The sequence below is a fragment of the Nitrosovibrio tenuis genome (assembly GCF_900109785.1).
Classification (GTDB): Bacteria; Pseudomonadota; Gammaproteobacteria; order Burkholderiales; family Nitrosomonadaceae; genus Nitrosospira; species Nitrosospira tenuis_A.
This window is the reverse complement of the sequence record NZ_FOBH01000002.1, coordinates 299,278-317,269: the sequence shown is the minus strand read 5'-3', so window position 1 is coordinate 317,269 and position 17,992 is coordinate 299,278. Positions and strand designations below refer to the sequence as shown.

Genomic DNA, 17,992 nt, shown 5'->3' with positions numbered 1-17,992 from the left:
AATTACCTGCGAGTGAAACGCCGCGATAAATGTACCAATTTATGCCTAGTGAAAGCACTGTAAAACATTTGTCATATATCCGTCCGTTTACGCAAATTCCATTCTTTGACGATTGCATAAATGGCGGGGATAACGATCAAGGTAAGTATGGTGGACGACACCATTCCCCCGACCATGGGCGCGGCAATGCGTCGCATCACTTCCGAACCGGTACCGCTACCCCACATGATGGGCAAAAGACCCGCCATAATCGCCATTACCGTCATCAACTTTGGCCGAACCCGTTCAACCGCGCCCTCCATGATTGCCGCATACAGGTCGGTAATCGATGGTTTAGCACCTGTGGCCGCGCGTTTCGCCTTGGCGGCTTCCCAGGCATGGTCGAGATAGATCAGCATCACGATTCCAGTCTCTGCAGCGACACCGGCGAGCGCGATGAACCCCACCGCTACCGCGACGCTGAGATTGTAGCCGAGCAGCCATATCAGCCAGACACCCCCGACCAGCGAAAAGGGTACCGACAGCATGACGATGAGAGTTTCGGTAAACCGCCGGAAATTGAGGTACAGAAGCAGAAAAATGATCGTCAGGGTGAGCGGCACGACTACCTTCAGCTTCTGCTTGGCCCGTTCCATATATTCGAACTGGCCGCTCCAGGTCGCGTAGTATCCGGGCGGGAATTTCACCCGCTCTGCCACCGCTTTTTGCGCGTCGGCTACATAGCTCCCGATGTCGCGGTTGCGAATATCAATAAAGATATACGCTGACAGCAGCGCGTTCTCGGTACGAATACTCGGAGGAGCCTTAACCGTTTTTACGCTTGCAAGCTGCCCCAACGGAATCATGGCGCCGTTCATGATGGGTATTAAGACCTGAGTGGCAATGGTTAAAGGATCCTGCCGCAATTCGCGCGGATAGCGCACGGTAACAGCAAAACGCTCACGGCCCTCTACCGTGGTCGTGAGCATCTCGCTGCCCAGCGCCACTGAGATCACTTCCAGCAAATCACCCACCACCAGCCCATAACGGGCGAGCGCAATGCGGTCGGGCTCGATATCGAGGTAGTAACCGCCGGTGGTCCGTTCCGCGTAGGCGCTGGTGGTCCCGGACACCGTTTTCACGACGGCTTCGATCTCCGTGGCGAGCTCTTCCATTTCGCCCAAGTCTTTGCCGAATACCTTGATGCCGATGGGCGTGCGAATGCCGGTGGCGAGCATGTCGATCCTGTTCTTGATCGGCATGGTCCAGGCATTGCTGACCCCGGGAATCTGAAGCGCATGATCCAGTTCCGTGATCAGCTTGTCGATGGTCATGCCGGGGCGCCACTCATTTTCCGGTTTCAGGTTGATGACGGTCTCGGCCATCTCCAGCGGGGCCGGGTCGGTGGCGGTGTTGGCACGCCCGGCCTTGCCGAACACCGACTCCACCTCAGGAAAAGTCTTGATGATTTTGTCTTGGGTCTGCAACAGCTCGGCGGATTTGGTGACCGAAACCGCTGGCAAGGTGATGGGCATGTACAGCAGGCTTCCCTCGTTCAATGTTGGCATGAACTCACTGCCCAGTTTCATCGCCGGAAATACCGAAACCGCAAGCGCGATCACGGCGGCCGCAATGGTGAGCTTCTTCCAGCGCATGACCCAGGCAATGACGGGACGGTAAGTCCATATCAGAAAGCGGTTAATAGGATTTTTCTGCTCAGGCATTATCTTGCCGCGGATAAACAGAAACATCAGCACCGGCACCAGGGTGATGGACAGTAGCGCCGCACCCGCCATGGCGAACGTTTTTGTGTAGGCGAGCGGTGCGAACATACGCCCTTCCTGCGCTTCGAGCGTGAATACCGGCAGGAACGAAACCGTGATGATGAGCAGGCTGAAGAACAGCGCAGGCCCCACCTCGCGGCAGGCATCGATTATGATTTGCAGGGGGGGCGCCCCCGGCGGAGCGCGCTCGAGGTGCTTGTGGGCGTTCTCGATCATGACGATTGCGGCATCCACCATGGCACCGATGGCAATGGCAATACCGCCCAGGCTCATGATATTGGAATTGAGCCCCATCATATGCATGGCGCTCAACGCGATGAGCACGCCGATGGGAAGCATGACGATCGCCACCAGCGCGCTCCTTGCATGCATGAGAAACACCATGCAAACCACGGCCACGACGATACTCTCCTCGATCAGGACCCGCTTCAGGTTGTCAATGGCGCGATGGATCAGGCCTGAACGGTCATAGACCGCCTGCAACGACACCCCCTCCGGCAAACCGCTGGCGATTTCCGCAATCTTGCTTTTCAGGTTGTCAATGACGTCGAGCGCATTCTGGCCATAACGTGCTACGACGATACCGGAAACGACCTCACCTTCGCCGTTCAGCTCCGCGATTCCGCGCCGTTCATCCGGCGCCAGTTCGACCCGCGCCACGTCGCGGATCAGTACGGGCGTGCCTTGTTCCGCCTTGAGCACCAGATTCTCAATGTCGGCTATGCCACGCAGGTAGCCGCGGCCTCGCACCACGTATTCGGTCTCCGCCATCTCGATCACCCGCCCGCCTACGTCGCGGTTACTGGCACGAATTACCGCCGCGACCTGGTTGAGAGGAATTCCATAAGCCTGCAACTTGCGCGGCTCCACAGTAACCTGGTAGGTTTTGACAAAGCCGCCTACGCTCGCCACCTCGGCCACGCCGTGGGCCTTGGTAAGCTGATAACGCACGAACCAGTCCTGTATAGTGCGCAGTTCCGCTAGCGTATGCTGGGCGGCGACAATGACATATTGATACACCCAACCAACGCCTGTGGCGTCCGGCCCCAAGGTCGGAGTGACCCCCCGAGGCATGCGTCCCGCTGCAAAATTAAGATATTCGAGCACCCGGGTTCGTGCCCAGTAGATATCGGTGCCATCTTCGAAAATGACATAGATAAAGGATGCGCCGAACACCGAGAGCCCGCGCACGACCTTGGATTTCGGCACGGCCAGCATGGCCGTGCTCAAGGGATAGGTGACCTGGTCTTCCACTACCTGCGGCGCCTGGCCCGGGTACTCGGTGTAGATGATCACCTGCACATCCGAGAGATCCGGAATCGCGTCCAGCGGCGTACGCATCACGGAGTAAATGCCGAGGCCAATGATAAATGCTGTCGCCAGCAACACCAGGAACACGTTGCGCGCAGACCATTCAATAACTCGGCCGAGCATCAGTGCTTCCCCTGATCGCTGGAGGCGGGGTTGGCAGGAGGGCTGACCAGGAGGTTGCCGCCGGCCGGTTGGATGCGAATGATCACATACTCACCGGCCGACTCCTCGACTATATCGAAATCAATCTTCTGGCCGGGTTTGAACGGCCGCAGCAATGCCGGATCTTTGGCACGAAAGTCCATGGTCATCGCTGGCCACCGGAGGCTGGCGATCGGACTGTGCATGATGGTTATCGTCCCGTGCGCCCAATCCATTGCTTCAATGCTGCCCTCGCCGTGATGACTCGCCGGCAGCAATGCAGCGGGCTTGCCCTGCTCGTTCTCGGCAGGCGAACCTGATGGAGGATGGCCGAAGCCGCCCAGCGCTGCCTTGAGGTTACTCTCGGCGTCGATGAGAAAGTTTGCGCTGACTACAACCGCCTCCCCAGCCTGCAATCCTCCCAGCACTTCAGCGTACCCGTCAGCGTGTATGCCGAGTTTCACCGTACGCGGCTCAAATCGGCCCTCGCCCAGATCCACCAGCACCAAGCGGCGGGTGCCGGTATCGAGCACCGCCGAGTCGGGCACCGTAAGCACCTTGTCTTTGCTGGGGATTGAGGCGAACTCCACTCTTCCGTACATGGCGGGCTTGAGCAGACCCTCATTATTGGGCAGCTCGATGCGCACTTTGGCGGTACGGGTTTCCGGCATCACCGTGGGGTAGATAAACGTCACCTTGCCGTTGAATACTTTGTCCGGGTATGCATCGACCCTTATGGTGGCGGATTGGCCCCGGCGCAAAACGCTCAGATCCTGTTCGAACACGTCTGCCAGCATCCATACGCTGGACAGATCGGCGATCTGATACAGTATTTCTCCCGGCGTGAAGCGCTGCCCCTGAATGGCGTGTTTTTCCAACACCACACCACTGGCTGCTGAACGCAACGTGAGATACCGTTTGATCTTGCCCTCTTGCTGCAGCGTCTGCAGATCGGTTTCCGATATGTCCCAGTTGTGCAGCCTCTGCAAGGCATTCTCGGCTAGCCGCTGCATCCCCGCCCGAACCTCAAGGCCGCTACCCTCGACCGACTGAATCCCTCTCTTGGCGATAAGATATTCATGCTGCGCTGTGATCAGTTCGGGACTGTATACATCCATGAGCGCATCGCCCTTTCTCACTGCCTGGCCGGTGGAGTTCACATAGAGTCGCTGTATCCAACCTTCGAACTTGGGGGCGACGGTATACAGCCTCCGCTCGTCTGCCTGGACCGTTGCGACTGCCCTTACCGTGCGGGTGAGTTCGCGCAGCGCGGCGATCTCTGTTCTCACCCCCAGCTTTTGTATTTTTTCGGTACTGATCTTCACTACCGAACTGTCAGATGGCGGCGCTTCCCCCTCGTACACAGGAAAATAGTCCATGCCCATCGAATCTTTCTTCGGCACCGGCGACGTGTCGGGGTGCCCCATCGGATTACGGTAGTAGAGAATCTTGCCCTTCTTGCCCTCGGATTTCGAGGCCTCCGGCAGGCCGGGAGATTCACCCGCAGGTGTTACCGATTGAGCGCTGCCCCACCAATATCCCGCGGCGAGAAAGGCTGCGGCCATGGCGATTATGGCTATAAATCCGGCGGTGGCTTTCATTGCAGCTCCGCTGGATTGACCAGGCTAATCGCGGGCTTGCCGATCAGCAGGTCGATTTCCGCAAGCGCCTTGTTGTGACTCGCCATAGTTGTGGCCAAGCTGATTTCATAGTTGAATACGGTCATCTGGCTATCGAGCAGCGTCAGGAAATCGACGCGATTGACGCGGTACGCGGCCAATGCCGATTCAACTGTAAGCCGAGCCTGCGGCAGGATGGCGGTCTGATAGAGCCGCGCTGATTTCAGGTTTTGCTCGACCATCGCAACCTGCTGACGCAGGCTGGCCGCTATGTCGTTGCGCTGCGCCTCGTATAGGCTCAGGGCCTGATCGCGCCTTGCCAGGGCCTCGGCTACGCGCGGCGCGAGCTTGTTCTCACGCCACACCGGCAGGTTTACGGCCACCGTCAGGGTCACCATGTCGGGGCGCCTGACACCGTCCAGCATGTTGTCGCGCTGGCCGTAGGCCAGCCGTACGTCAAAATCGGGGTAATAATTTTTACGTGCCAGATCGAACGCCTTTTCTTCTCGCGAAACGATACTTTGCAGTGCTAACAACTGCGGACGCTGCGCCACGGCGGTTTCGCGCAATGATTCCAGGCTCAAGGTCTCTTCCTGCAACTGCGGCGGCTCCGTTGCCGGCAAGGGGATATTTGCGCTGCGGCCAAGCGCGCGAATGAGCTCGGCTTCAACGGTCGGCCGTTCGCGTGCAAGCCTGAGCAGTTCATCCACTATTTTTGATATCTGCGTCTGTGCCTTCAGTGCATCGGCCTGGCTTCCCAGGCCTACCCCGTAGTGTTGCTCAGCGATGTGTAGCAAATCCTCCAGTATCAGTTTGTTTTTCTCGACTATCCGCGTCCTTTCGAGCGTGAGTCCCAGATCGAAATAAGCGATCTTGATATCGCGTACGACACGGTTCACGGTTTCCTGGTAACCGTAGCCGATGCTCTCCGCATCCTTGGCGGCGACATCCTTGCGCAACCCGCGTTTCCCCGGAAAAGGCAGGCGTTGGGACAGACCGATCATTTTCATGGTCATGTCCTCGCGATTGAAGGGCGATGAGGCCAACGGTGCGTTGATCACCCCGGCTTCGAGGACAGGATCGTCGAGTGCCTCCGCCGGCGATATCCTCTGGCTGGCGGCTTCGCGTGCCTTTAACGCAGCCCGGATTTCGGGATTGTTTGCTACCGCTTCCGCGATGAGCATATTCAGTTGCGTAGAGTTGGTATGTGTTGCAGGCGCTCCGGAGAATATTTCAGAGGCTTTTGGCGTAGCCGTTAATGCATATCCGCTGGCTGGAACCTCTGACTTCACATTTCCCGAAAACATGACGATTGCAAAGAAGGGGACAATAGCCGCCCTTCGAATCCTTGAGCTCTGGAACATCGCGATGTTCATGCTGATCTCCTTAAATCTCGCTGACGATCTCGCTGGCCGCACAGACAAACTGATTCAGCCGCAAAAACGCAGCGGCCAGCAAGTTGCCGTAAAGCTGAGTACCGTCAGAAATCCTGGGGACGAAATAAATCCTGGGTGCGAGTTAGACTAAATGGCCATCCCGTGGCACCGGGCGAGAAACAGAAACCGGTGCAACAGGCGGATTTCTTCTATCGAGCGCTAGATAAGCGGAGGACGCTGCGGTTGCGGAAGGATGGAGGAAGTAAAGCTGGAGTTGAAAGATGCGGCGTAAGAAAAACCATCGGCGAGATTCAGGGCCGCGGCCGCGGGAGGCAATGCGCCCCCGCTTATGTGGCACACGACGCCATCGCAGGATAAAACGAAGGCTATATCATCAGCTGTGCCGTGACCGTTAACATGTTGCTCATCGCTCTCGCTATGCTGGCTACAAGCGGAAGAAGAGATGGGGGTCAAATCTGCAGAAGAAGTTTGAGCTTCAAGCCCGGCAGATATCTTTTTGGCTTGTGCGCACAGCGGCATGATCGCGGCCTGTACGGCTTGCAAGGGTAGCCCCACCATGGTCAGAACGAGTACAAGCTTGCGGAAAAATGAACTCATATTGACTAGTATGCGCATTTTGCCCATACAGGGCAAGAGGTCGTTAACACGAAAGGGAAGGCACAGGCGAGGTGCAGCATCGATGAATGGAAAGCGGAAGGCCGTAAATTTCGGAGACTTTAAGCGGATGGTGGTATAGCATGGCAGGTTTGTGGCACATAGGGATTGACGGCACAGTTGACCGGGATAGACCTGCATTAATGGTGAAATGTGATGAAAAAAAAGCAATCGAATTCTTCAGCTGAGACGACTATTGGCGCAGTGCCACCGGGCGAGTATATGTGCGCCGCACAACTGGAATTTTTCCGCCTCAGATTGGAGGACGAACGGCGCCAACTGCTCGAAAACGCACAGGGCACGCTTGTGCATATGCAAGGCATCGTCAGCGAATCTGATTCCAACGACCGGGCAAGTATGGAAGAGGAATTCACGCTGGAGTTTCGAGTGCGGGATCGTGAACGTAAATTGCTTCGAAAAATTGCGGAAGCCCTCTCGCGTATCGAGAATGGCACATATGGCTGGTGTGAGGAGACTGGGGAACCCATTGGCATTCCGCGTCTGCTGGCAAGACCCGTCGCCACGATGTGCATCGAGGCACAGGAACGGCATGAGCGCCATGAGCGGACGAACGGGAGCTAGCTTATCTTCAGAGATGAGGGTGGCTCTTCCCTTGTAGATGGCTCTTCCCTTGTAGATCGCTTTATCCGTCGATTAGACAATGTAGGTAGAGCCAGGTCTACAATCGGACTTATGATTTCTACTTGATCCCATCATCCTTCTTACGGGCAGATCCGAAGTCGATCAAATGGCAGAGATGAAGCGGGCCTCGCGTTGGCCGGGTTTTTCGGGACGAGCCGCAATCATTACCATAGCGGCACTGGTGGTGGCCACTGAGTTGATGTTGCCCACCTGTGCTTATGGAGCGGGCCCCCATGTTCATGGACAGGCAACCCTCGAAATCGCGGTAGACGGCCCAGCAGTACAGATTAATCTGAACAGCCCGGTGGATAACCTGCTGGGGTTCGAGCACGCGCCCCGGAATGAGAAGGAACGCCAAGCCATCAGAACCATGGCGTCGAAGCTGCACCAGCCCGACAGCCTCTTCATTTTTACCCCCACAGCTCAGTGCCGGTTGGAGTCGAGCCGCCTGGTATCTCCCCAGCTTCCTTCAGAATTGCTGCTGTCGCGCTCCGGTTCCAGTATGGGGAGCGACCACAGTGTCCTCAACAACGATAACAAGCTTAAAGTCGACAAGCCTAGCGTTGATAAGCCCACGGGTGATAAGTCTCCGGGTCTATCGCCCGCTCCTTCAGCGGCAACCTCTTCCCGCCCGACTCCCGCCCCCTCTCCTTCCACACAAATTGTTCCTTCCCATGGACATGCTGATGACCATGCCGAGCTGGAAGCCACCTGGGATTTCCGGTGCGCCACGCCACAGAACTTGCAGGGCCTTGATGTGCGGCTGTTTCAGTTATTCCCCGGCCTGCGGCGCATCGATACGGCAATAGTCGGGCCCAAAGGGCAATCGAGCGTAAAACTTACGCCTGCGTCCACTCGATTGAAATGGTAGCTCAAGTGGAAGTCTCGGAAAGAATCATGTGGATATGAATCGTTCGGGCATGGGTCGCTCGGGTGTAAGTGAGTTTGTAATCGATATTGAAAACCTGGTTTTTCAATGGCCCGGCAGGAACGGTTTTCGGCTGTCGATCCCGCAATTCAAGGTAAAACCAGGGGAACGCATCTTTTTGCAAGGTGCAAGCGGCAGTGGCAAGAGCACCCTGCTGGGCCTGCTGGGTGGCGTACTGCTGCCACAGCCATGCCGGCTAAGGGTGCTGGATACCGACATGACGGCACTGACGTCCAGTGCGCGCGACCGATTCCGCGTGGATCACGTGGGCTTTCTCTTCCAGCAGTTCAACCTTGTGCCGTACCTGTCGGTGCGCGAAAACGTACTTTTGCCGTGCCGCTTCTCACCGCGCCGGCGACAACGGTCCCTTGAGGCCGCGGGTACGAATGCCGCTAATGCGCTTGAGCAATCGGCGGACCGGTTGCTCGCTCAATTAGGGCTGGATGCTGCGCTGGCCCGGCAACCGGCCACAGCGCTTTCGGTCGGACAACAGCAGCGCGTGGCAGCCGCTCGCGCCCTGATAGGCCATCCCGAACTGATCATAGCCGATGAACCTACTTCGGCGCTTGACTCAGACCGGCAGGCGGAATTTCTCGACCTGTTGCTGGAGCGATGCGAGAACGAGAATGTCACCCTGATCTTTGTCAGTCACGACGAACGACTAGCGCAGCATTTCACGCGCAGCATTCACCTGAACGAGCTGCGCGGGTAAACTGTGGAAACATCCCAGCGGCCGCCAGTTATGTAAGCGACTGGCGTGGCTACCACAGCCGCAACCACTTGAGAACGCTTGCCTTTTCATAGTTCGGCAGGAACATGGGTGGCGGATGAGTTATCTATTCAATCAGCAACAACCCTAATGGCAAGGCAAGGGAGTCCAGTAGCCCGAAAGCATGGAGGAAGCGCAGTGAATAATAACTTGTGGGAGAGCTTAAAGCTGGCGACTGAATTAGACCCGAAGCTCGCCAAATGGATTTTTAAAATTCAATTAGGGTTACCGGATTTCTGCGGCACTCCCGGATTGAATAAAACCTCACCGCGTCGCGACAATTGTCCCTTTCCTTCGGCATTCCACCAACCGCCGCCCAGAGCGACGAAGAGGGCTGAGGTATCCTGAAAACGCTGAGCCAGTGTCTGGATGTAGCCAATCTTTGCCTGAAAATATTGACTATTTGCAGTCAGAACTTGCAGATAATTAACGAGGCCCGCCTTATAATTGGTCTGCACCAGCTGCATTGTTTCTTGCGTCAAATCAAGTTCTTGCGATTGACTCTGCAATGTTTCGGCATCATGGTCCAGCGCCAGCAGGAGATCAGCCACCTGACCTAAGGCATCAAGGGCAGTCTGGCGATACTGTGACAGGGACTGCTGATAAGCATCGATCGCGGCCTTCCGCTGGAACCACAACTGCCCGCCATGAAATATCGGCGCAACGAAGGCAGCGCCGACACTCCAGAAATTGCCGCTCCTCATGAAAATATCCAGAAGATTCCGGTTATTCTGACCATAGGTGCCGCTCAGCGTGAAACTGGGAAGCATTTCCGCTGTCGCCACGCCGATATTGGCGCTGTATTGATGGACCTGCGCCTCGGCTGCCAGAATATCAGGGCGTTCACGCACCAGTTCGGAAGGCAAGGTGACGGGAAGATCCGCAGGCAGCGAAAGGTCCGCCAAATCGATTTGTAACGATATCCCCTCCCCTGGAGCGTGCCCCATCAGTGTGGCAAGCAAATGCTCCGTCTGGCTGCGCTTCTGCGCAAGAGGCGGAAGCGTGGCTTCGAGTGCCGCAAGCTGAGTTTTAAGGCTGACCAGATTTATATATGGAACCGTGCCCGCCCGCGTTTGCGTCTCGGCTATACTGATCTGTTCCTGCAGTAAAACGATCAGTTCCTGCGTAGCCTGAATCTGAGCATCGTAAGCTGCCCTGGCAATTACGGCATTCACAATGTTGCCGGATAGGGTCAGATATGTGGCCAGAACCGTATAACGTTGAAAATCTCGCTGGGCGGCAAGACTTTCCACCGCGCGCCGCTGACCCCCAAATACATCGAGTGCATAACTTACCGAGACCGATAGCGTGAAGAGATTAAATACGGCACTGGTCGGAGCGCCGAAGCGGGCTGCCGAGAATCTCTGACGGGCGACTGACCCGCCAAAATCCGCCTGCGGATAGAAAATACCGTATCCAGCTCGCAAATTATGCTGGCTTTGCCGCAAACTGGCCTGGGCCGCTTTCAGGTTCTGATTGTTGACGATTGCTTCTGTTATGAGTGCACTCAGTTTGGGGGATTTGAATAGCTGCCACCAATCCGCCGCAATTTTTGCACCTTCCTCAAAATGCTGGACCTGCTTATCTGCAGAAACGGTTTCCTTCAGCTGCGTGCCAGGCAGATAACGATTGGTCCCTGGCGGTTGCGGACGGACAAAGTCAGGCCCAACCATGCAACCGGCCGATACCAGCACAGAGGTTGCGCAGAGTCCGCCCAACATGCTCTTTCCCCAGCAAGGAGTTCGCTGTCGCATATTCTTAGCATCCGGTCCTCTTTGACGATGAAACAACATGTGCCTTCCTTCCTCATATGCGTTTTTCCAGATTCCATCGCTAACTGCGGTTGATCTTCACCATTTCTATGTGCATCGGAAATGACTCGGCAATACGTTCACCGTCGGCGTCCGGGAACCCCTGGAAAACTAATCCGGCCAAGTCACATAAATCCCGTGAATGTGCTGTCTGCAAACCCGGGGACTTATTCAGAGGTTTCTTCCTTCTCACCGATATAAACATCTACCAGTTGACCAGGATACACCTGTACCTCCTTCGGCTTTTCAAACCGGAAAAGTACCGGCAGCACCCTTACATCCACCCGTTCGGTCCGCTGGTTCGATAACTGGATCTTGGGCGAGATATAGGGTTGCACGCGAACATATTCCAGCGGGATACGTATGTTCGTGCCGCGAATGAACATTTGTGCACGCATTTTTGAGGCATCCGGAAGCCGATGAACCAGGATCTCATCAACATAACACCTCACGGCAAGATCTTTTTCAGGATTACCCATCGAAATAATCGGGTTAAAGCCTTCTGTATAGGTACCATAGACGCCCTGGGGCGAAATGTAGCTGCCCACGGCAGCTCTTATGGACAGTATGACCCCATCGGTGGGAGCCTTAATGACATATTTAGCGAGCAAGGCGCTTGCCGCCTCATGAGCGTTGGATAGCGCGATGTACTGCCTCTCCTGGTTTCGAATATCATAGCTCCAGGCACCCGCTTTCGTAAGGTTGTAATTCCTGAAGGCAACCTCGAGGTTAGCTCTGGCTGCATCGGCCGCATTGATCGCATTGTCCAGGCTATCCTTGCTTACCGACTTGGGATTCATATCATAGGATTTTTGCAGCTTTTCGAGTTGAGTCTCGGCAGTTTTAAGGTTAGCCTTCGCATACTCCATCTGCGCCTTGGAAACTTCGAGAACTTCCTTCCTCGGTTGAGCCTTCAGTTCTTCCAGTAGCGCATGTGCCGCTTTGGATTGTGAAAGCTGCTGCTCCACGGTTGCCCGCTGAACTGAATCGTCCATTTTGAGCAGGGATTCCCACTGCTTGACAGCCTGCCCTTCTGTTACCAGAATCTCTGTAACCACTCCCGCAACTTCCGGGTAGAGATTGATGTTCTCTCCCGTGGCCTGGTAGCTTTCTATGACGCCATTTGAATAAATACCCTTTGCATAAGGGTTCGGAGCCGGGTTAAAAACCGGCGGCTGTGGCTGATGTTGCCTGCCAGAAAGATAGGCACTTACCAAACCGGCAATAATGCCGCCTATGGCAATCGCCATCATGATCTGATTTCTCAATGGCTCGCCCCTTTTTCGATACCGACGACCCTGCCATCCTCCATTTTCATGATCCTGTCGGCGTACTCGAAGATGCGGCTATCGTGGGTAACAATCAAAATACACCGTTTGTCATTGAGTACGTTGGTTTTCACAAACTCCATGACGCGCCGCCCCGTATCACCATCCAGCGACGCGGTAGGTTCGTCAAAGATCAGGATATCAGGTTGACTGACCAGGGCTCTCGCAATGGCGACCCGTTGTTGCTCGCCACCGCTCAACTTTACCGGGGGAAGCTGGACCTTATTCCCAAGCCCGACAATCTCCAGGTAACGTGTCGCTTCCCGGATGGATTCATCCCAATCCTTCTTCATTAAAATCAGTGGTATGGCAACATTTTCAGCAGTGGTCAGGCGCGGAAAAAGATGATAATCCTGGAATACGAAACCTACTTTATTCAAGCGGAATTGGGCGATCTGATCGGGCTCCAGCTTCCAGATATCCACATTGTCGATGACTACTGTCCCCGAATTTGGGCGAAGGATGCCTGAAACAATGCTCAGTAATGTCGTTTTTCCGCTCCCGGATGGGCCCACGATAAAAAGTATCTCGCCAAAATAGGCTTCAAACGTCACGTCATTTACCGCATACGTTTTGAGATCGCCCTCGCCAAACCACTTGGCCAGCTCGTTAGCCGAAATTGCGGGATTCACATCCTGGCGGCCTGACGGACTTGAACCGGCGTAAGGCAAGATTCGGGCGAAGGGAGTGATTTGCCGTCCGAAATCCTGTTTTGATCGGTTTTTTGGTCGTTCTCATCGGTTTTCGGGTTTCAGAGCCATGGGGACCATTACTTTCAATTAGAGGGCCAGCCAAGTCCGGCAGGCTGCTAGCCTCTAAAGATGTCGAACGGTTCGATTTTCAGAACCTTCCTTATGCCAATATAGCTTGAAATTCCCGCGATAATCAGAACCATGAAAAATGCAAAACCCAGGGTTGTGTAGGTTATATTGGCGGAATAGTCGGGAATTCTCAGCTTGGCGATGGTGATAATGAGTGTGCAAAGGCCAACCCCTAGCCCGTATCCGATCATTGCCGTAAACATCGCTTGGAACAGGATCATATAGACCAGCTCGCTTCCCTTGGCGCCAATCGCCTTCAATGCGCCGAACTTTTCAAGATTCTCAAGTATGAATGTGTAAAATGTTTGCCCCGAAACTGAAAAGCCAACCAGGAAGCTCACGACTGTCATGATGAGAATATTGGTTCCCAACCCGGTTTGATATTTATAGTAATTGGCGATTTTCTGCATGAATTCATCTTTGGTCAGCGCTTCATAACCCAAACGCTTGACCTGTTGCTGGATATGTGGAATTGCATCGCTACTTTTGGGTTCGACGAGAATGTAGGAAATCGTGAACCGCGTTGACGGGATATACTGAATCGCTTTGCTGTACGTTGTATAAAGAGTGGGGATCCCGAATAATCCGCTGGCAGCCACTCTGGCAATTCCCACAATGACGCCGCGATGATCGTTGAGCTCGAAATCTGTACCTACAGTGGGGTACCCCAACTTACGGATTTCTGCGTCCTCAACGACGATAAAGGCATTCTCGGCATAGATATCCTCAATCTTGCCTTCGACAAGTTCCGGGTGACCGAACAGGCTGTTATCGTCCAGCCCCACAACAGTAACGGATTGAAAGATTCCGTTTCTAAGCTTGACCAGTGCGGCCCCCGAGTACAGTGGCACGGCATATTTGACGCCATCGATGCTTCTGACGGTGTCAAGGACGTAATCTGGCATCGGAATACTACTGGCAACGTTATTCACGGCCGGATCCATTACCCAGACCTGCGCTCCTAGGTTAATGACGGTCGATGAGGATTTCATCAGTATCCCGGAAAAGATGGATGTCATCTGAACCATGAGAAACACTGCAAAGGTTATACCGACCAGCAGAGCGGCATATTTGCCTTTGTCATTTACGAGAAGCTTAAAGGCGATTCGCAGAATTCCTTTCATTTCTATTTAATTGCCTTGTTTGAAGTACATGTGCTGTCGGCCTGACTTGCACGGCAATCAGCCGAGAACCAGTCTTAAGCTATCCACTCAACCATTCGAACTGCCCGATCAGAGGGCAAATTTCCGGCTCATTGATCATTTGGCGGGTGCTCTCCTTATGCGAGTGAGTTCCACCGTGACTTTATTATAGTATTGCCTAGCAGCCCGTCAGATTCGTGTGCGTACAGACGAATATCAGGTGAACCTTCGGCAGCCGCGATGCGATGTGATTTGCTGCCAAGGATGAGAAATGTCGAATCCTGAGTCGACCGAGCCCCAGCCCCCTGAGTCCCTTAAGTCCCTTAAGTCCCTTAAGTCCCTTAAGTCCCTTAATAAAGTAGGCCATATAACCCTGAGAGGAGGAAGCCTGAAGCCGGAACCCTGGAGTCTCCGCCAAACTGCGGAACGGCTCTGTTAACAAAACCGTAACACGATAAATGCATAATCGTATGATATCAGCCCCATCTGCTATGCTTAACATTGCTGAGTATTGATATGGGGAGCCGTTTGACTAATGGAAAGGGGGGAAGAATGTTGAAATCGTATAGATTTAGCCTAATGGAAGGCGTCGCTTTCGCCATATTGAGCGTGTTAATTGGTTTTGTAGGTATTGCCTCCGTTGCGGTCGCCGGCACAACGATTAAAATTGATGGCTCCAGCACCATGTACCCGATCACCGAAGCGGTAGCGGAAGATTTCCAGGCCAGCAAGAAAGGCGCAATTAAAGTAACGCTTGGCGTGTCCGGTACCGTTGGCGGCTTCACGAAATTCTGCCGTGGTGAAATAGACATCGCCAACGCTTCGCGACCCATTCAGAAAAACGAGATGAAGGCCTGCAATAAAGCCGGTATACAGTATGTGGAATTGCCGGTGGCGTTCGATGCGTTAACGGTGGTGGTGAATCCGAAGAATGACTGGAGCAAAACCATGACCGTGGCAGAATTGAAGAAAATGTGGGAGCCTGCGGCTCAAGGGAAAATTACCAAGTGGAGCCAGGTCAACCGGAAATGGCCTGACGAGCCCTTCAAGCTCTACGGGCCCGGCCCGGCGTCCGGCAGTTTCGATTATTTTACGCAAGCCATCATCGGCGAGGCAAAATCGAGCCGGAGCGACTTTACAGAGTTTGAAGATCATAATGCAGTGGTGCAGCATGTGGCTGCTGATAAAAACGCCTTGGGATTCGTCGGGTTCAGCTACTATGCGGAGAATCAGGAAAAAGTCCGGGCTGTTGCCATAGATAATGGGACAGGCAATGGGGTCTATCCCTCTGCTGAAGCTATTGAGGATGGAACCTATCAGCCGTTGTCGCGACCCATCTTCATCTATGTCAACATGAAGGCTGCAGAAAAACCTGAAGTCAAGGAGTTCGTCACGTTCTATATCAAAAACGCCCCTTCCATAGTGAAGAGAGTCCATTATTTCACCTTACCGCCCAGGGCCTATACCGCAGACATGGAATTTTTCAGGACCAAGCGGTTGGGAACGGTCTTCGACGGCTTTATACCGGTGGGTCTCACTATTGATGATTTACTCAAGCGGGAAGCCCGTCTTTACGAAAACTGACAGCATGAATGCAGTATAGCGAAACCGGAGGAAATACCTGAGATCGCTGGTATCCCTTGCTTTTGCGAGCGCCTGGAACCGGCGAGCTACACTTGGCTTGATGGCGATCAGTATTGCGCTTTCGGTCATATTGCTGCTGGGCGTTGAGCAATTACGTACGCAGGCACGAGAGAATTTTTCACAATCCATATCGGGCACCGATCTCGTCGTCGGCGCTCGCACCAGCCCGATACAGCTCATGCTGTATGCCGTGTTTCGCCTGGGGGATGCCACCCATAGCATTCGCTGGGCAAGCTTCCAGGCAATAGCGCAACATCCGGCAGTAGCATGGGCAATACCCATATCGCTTGGGGATTCGCACCGCGGTTTTGCGGTGGTCGGAACCACTCCCGCTTATTTCAAATACTTCCGCTATGCCGATGGGCGTTCGCTGGCCTTTTCAGCGGGCGGCCCTTTTGGGGATATTTTTGACGCGGTGATTGGCGCGGACGTTGCCGAGCAATTGGGTTATCATCTAGGTGATCATATCATTCTCAATCACGGGGCTAAGGATATCGGGCTGGCTCAGCACGCCGACAAGCCCTTCCAGGTTGTCGGCATATTGAAGCGGACCGGTCTGCCGGTGGATCGCAGCGTTCATGTGGGTCTTGAGGCAATCGAGGCGATTCATCTGGACTGGCAGGGTGGCGCACCGATCGCCGGGTTGTCTATCCCGGCTGAGTATGTGCGCAAATTCGATCTCAACCCGAAGGAACTCACCGCCGTCCTCATCGGTTTGAAAAGCCGTGTCGGCGTTTTCCAGATGCAGCGATTCATCAATCAATATAGAGGAGAACCGCTGCTCGCTGTGCTTCCTGGCGTGGCGCTGGACGAGCTTTGGTCCGTTGTGGGCATTGTCGAAAACTCGCTGCTGATTATTTCCGCACTGGTGGTTGCGGTGGGCCTCAGCGGTTTGGTAGCCGTTGTGTTGGCCGGCCTGGGCGAACGCCGGCGCGAGCTGGCGATCCTGCGCTCGGTTGGGGCGGGCCCGCGCGTGGTGTTCATGCTTCTCGCCATAGAGGGCCTGATAATTGTGGTGGTGGGTTCCCTGCTTGGCTTGCTGGGATTAATTGCGCTCAGCCATTTTGCTGCACCTTTTCTGCAGGCACACCTGGGCATTTCATTAACGGCAGGGCTGATATCAGCCGAAGCATGGCAATTACTCTTGCTCGTCATGGCAACCGGTTTTCTGGTCAGCCTTGTTCCGGGCTACCGCGCCTACCGCATATCCCTTGCTGATGGCTTAACGCCAAGACTATAACGGTGTATAAATCAGGCTTATGATGATCACTACACACTTTAAATCTTCCAGCTTTTTCGTTTTATTATTGATTGGCTGGCTGGGCTTTATGACACAAGCGCCTGCCGCGGCCGATTACAAAGTGGGGGACAAATTATCGGCGCCGCAGGGTAAAGACAAAAATAATCCCCCACCTTCGGCGGGCAGCCCCTCTACCTTCAAGGAAAAAAACTGGGACGACCTGATGCCCAAGAGCTGGGATCCAATGGCTTCCTTGAAAGGATTGAAACTGGACAATCTGAAAGACAGCGACCCTCGCGCTATCGAAGCATTGGAAAAAATACGTGAAGCGTGGAACAACGCGCCCATCGAACCGGCACTGAATGGCGAGCGCATCCGTATTCCGGGATTCGTCATTCCCCTGGAGAAAACGGGCAATAAAGTCAGAGAATTTTTGCTCGTCCCCTATTTCGGGGCTTGCATCCACACACCTCCGCCTCCTCCCAACCAGATCATCCACGTAAAGACATCCAAACCCATAGCGAATATGCGTACGATGGATACCATGTGGGTCAGCGGGATCATGCAGACTCGGGGAAGCGAAACTGAAATGGGTCAGGCGGGTTATCAGTTGAAGGCCGAACGGGTTGAGCCCTATAAATAGCACATATATCCAGCGGGATCATAGCTAAATTCATTATTCCGGGCTTGACCCGCACCCCATAACCCAACCAAAAATGGATAGGTATGCTTTGCACGCCACCGGAGACTGCCTCCCGCCAATATGATGTTTCTGCCGGCCG

The 17,992-nt window shown here is 54.4% G+C and carries 14 protein-coding genes; 6 read left to right on the top strand and 8 right to left on the bottom strand.

Annotated features, from left to right (window positions below):
* Window positions 1-71: 71 nt before the first annotated feature.
* From BMX00_RS04185 to BMX00_RS04165, 4 genes are all read right to left on the bottom strand, one after another.
* The gene (locus tag BMX00_RS04185) at window positions 72-3,197 is read right to left on the bottom strand and encodes an efflux RND transporter permease subunit (RefSeq protein ID WP_090827421.1); all 3,126 of its coding nucleotides are present in this window, start codon (window positions 3,195-3,197) and stop codon (window positions 72-74) included.
* Window positions 3,197-4,816: an efflux RND transporter periplasmic adaptor subunit gene (locus BMX00_RS04180; protein WP_090827418.1), complete on the bottom strand. Its 1,620-nt coding sequence runs from the start codon at window positions 4,814-4,816 to the stop codon at window positions 3,197-3,199. Before BMX00_RS04180 ends, BMX00_RS04185 begins: the two co-directional genes overlap by 1 nt.
* Window positions 4,813-6,210, bottom strand: coding sequence for a TolC family protein (locus BMX00_RS04175; protein ID WP_245727677.1), 1,398 nt, complete (start codon window positions 6,208-6,210; stop codon window positions 4,813-4,815). Before BMX00_RS04175 ends, BMX00_RS04180 begins: the two co-directional genes overlap by 4 nt.
* A gap of 219 nt (window positions 6,211-6,429) precedes the next feature.
* On the bottom strand, window positions 6,430-6,828 hold the full coding sequence (locus BMX00_RS04165; RefSeq protein WP_090827412.1) for a hypothetical protein: 399 nt from the start codon (window positions 6,826-6,828) through the stop codon (window positions 6,430-6,432).
* 213 nt (window positions 6,829-7,041) lie between these two features.
* Here BMX00_RS04165 and dksA point away from each other — a divergent pair, with 213 nt between their 5' ends.
* The 3 genes from dksA to BMX00_RS04150 all read left to right on the top strand — a co-directional run bounded on the left by dksA (window position 7,042) and on the right by BMX00_RS04150 (window position 9,167).
* Window positions 7,042-7,467 (top strand): RNA polymerase-binding protein DksA, encoded by a 426-nt coding sequence (gene dksA, locus BMX00_RS04160; RefSeq protein WP_090827410.1) that lies wholly within the window; start codon window positions 7,042-7,044, stop codon window positions 7,465-7,467.
* Window positions 7,468-7,633: 166 nt separating this feature from the next.
* Window positions 7,634-8,398, top strand: a complete 765-nt coding sequence (locus BMX00_RS04155; RefSeq protein WP_090827408.1) for a DUF2796 domain-containing protein — start codon at window positions 7,634-7,636, stop codon at window positions 8,396-8,398.
* A gap of 34 nt (window positions 8,399-8,432) precedes the next feature.
* On the top strand, window positions 8,433-9,167 hold the full coding sequence (locus BMX00_RS04150; protein ID WP_245727714.1) for an ATP-binding cassette domain-containing protein: 735 nt from the start codon (window positions 8,433-8,435) through the stop codon (window positions 9,165-9,167).
* A gap of 272 nt (window positions 9,168-9,439) precedes the next feature.
* Here the strand turns inward: BMX00_RS04150 and BMX00_RS04145 are convergent, their stop codons facing one another.
* The 4 genes from BMX00_RS04145 to BMX00_RS04130 all read right to left on the bottom strand — a co-directional run bounded on the left by BMX00_RS04145 (window position 9,440) and on the right by BMX00_RS04130 (window position 14,308).
* Window positions 9,440-10,945 (bottom strand): efflux transporter outer membrane subunit, encoded by a 1,506-nt coding sequence (locus tag BMX00_RS04145; protein WP_090827404.1) that lies wholly within the window; start codon window positions 10,943-10,945, stop codon window positions 9,440-9,442.
* Between the two features lie 257 nt (window positions 10,946-11,202).
* Window positions 11,203-12,288, bottom strand: a complete 1,086-nt coding sequence (locus BMX00_RS04140) for an HlyD family secretion protein (protein WP_218141479.1) — start codon at window positions 12,286-12,288, stop codon at window positions 11,203-11,205.
* A gap of 11 nt (window positions 12,289-12,299) precedes the next feature.
* Window positions 12,300-12,995 carry an ABC transporter ATP-binding protein gene (locus BMX00_RS04135; RefSeq protein ID WP_090827725.1) on the bottom strand — a complete coding sequence of 232 codons (696 nt, stop codon included), beginning with the start codon at window positions 12,993-12,995 and terminating at the stop codon, window positions 12,300-12,302.
* A 176-nt stretch (window positions 12,996-13,171) separates the two neighbouring features.
* The gene (locus BMX00_RS04130; protein WP_090827400.1) at window positions 13,172-14,308 is read right to left on the bottom strand and encodes an ABC transporter permease; all 1,137 of its coding nucleotides are present in this window, start codon (window positions 14,306-14,308) and stop codon (window positions 13,172-13,174) included.
* A gap of 570 nt (window positions 14,309-14,878) precedes the next feature.
* Between BMX00_RS04130 and BMX00_RS04125 the strand changes: the two genes are divergently transcribed.
* From BMX00_RS04125 to BMX00_RS04115, 3 genes are all read left to right on the top strand, one after another.
* Entirely contained in the window at window positions 14,879-15,910 is a 1,032-nt protein-coding gene (locus tag BMX00_RS04125) for a PstS family phosphate ABC transporter substrate-binding protein (RefSeq protein WP_090827398.1), read from the top strand.
* Between the two features lie 100 nt (window positions 15,911-16,010).
* Window positions 16,011-17,210 carry an ABC transporter permease gene (locus tag BMX00_RS04120; protein ID WP_245727674.1) on the top strand — a complete coding sequence of 400 codons (1,200 nt, stop codon included), beginning with the start codon at window positions 16,011-16,013 and terminating at the stop codon, window positions 17,208-17,210.
* A gap of 19 nt (window positions 17,211-17,229) precedes the next feature.
* Window positions 17,230-17,853 (top strand): DUF3299 domain-containing protein, encoded by a 624-nt coding sequence (locus tag BMX00_RS04115; protein WP_090827394.1) that lies wholly within the window; start codon window positions 17,230-17,232, stop codon window positions 17,851-17,853.
* Window positions 17,854-17,992 lie beyond the last annotated feature (139 nt).

What these genes read in the sequence shown, in the direction of transcription:
- BMX00_RS04120 (WP_245727674.1), top strand. Translation starts at nt 16,011, where the DNA reads ATGGCGATCAGTATTGCGCTTTCGGTCATATTGCTGCTGGGCGTTGAG.
- BMX00_RS04150 (WP_245727714.1), top strand. Translation starts at nt 8,433, where the DNA reads ATGAATCGTTCGGGCATGGGTCGCTCGGGTGTAAGTGAGTTTGTAATC.
- BMX00_RS04115 (WP_090827394.1), top strand. Translation starts at nt 17,230, where the DNA reads ATGATGATCACTACACACTTTAAATCTTCCAGCTTTTTCGTTTTATTA.
- BMX00_RS04145 (WP_090827404.1), bottom strand. Translation starts at nt 10,945, where the DNA reads ATGTTGGGCGGACTCTGCGCAACCTCTGTGCTGGTATCGGCCGGTTGC.
- BMX00_RS04185 (WP_090827421.1), bottom strand. Translation starts at nt 3,197, where the DNA reads ATGCTCGGCCGAGTTATTGAATGGTCTGCGCGCAACGTGTTCCTGGTG.
- BMX00_RS04140 (WP_218141479.1), bottom strand. Translation starts at nt 12,288, where the DNA reads ATGATGGCGATTGCCATAGGCGGCATTATTGCCGGTTTGGTAAGTGCC.
- BMX00_RS04165 (WP_090827412.1), bottom strand. Translation starts at nt 6,828, where the DNA reads ATGAGTTCATTTTTCCGCAAGCTTGTACTCGTTCTGACCATGGTGGGG.
- dksA (WP_090827410.1), top strand. Translation starts at nt 7,042, where the DNA reads ATGAAAAAAAAGCAATCGAATTCTTCAGCTGAGACGACTATTGGCGCA.
- BMX00_RS04125 (WP_090827398.1), top strand. Translation starts at nt 14,879, where the DNA reads ATGTTGAAATCGTATAGATTTAGCCTAATGGAAGGCGTCGCTTTCGCC.
- BMX00_RS04155 (WP_090827408.1), top strand. Translation starts at nt 7,634, where the DNA reads ATGGCAGAGATGAAGCGGGCCTCGCGTTGGCCGGGTTTTTCGGGACGA.
- BMX00_RS04130 (WP_090827400.1), bottom strand. Translation starts at nt 14,308, where the DNA reads ATGAAAGGAATTCTGCGAATCGCCTTTAAGCTTCTCGTAAATGACAAA.
- BMX00_RS04175 (WP_245727677.1), bottom strand. Translation starts at nt 6,210, where the DNA reads ATGAACATCGCGATGTTCCAGAGCTCAAGGATTCGAAGGGCGGCTATT.
- BMX00_RS04180 (WP_090827418.1), bottom strand. Translation starts at nt 4,816, where the DNA reads ATGAAAGCCACCGCCGGATTTATAGCCATAATCGCCATGGCCGCAGCC.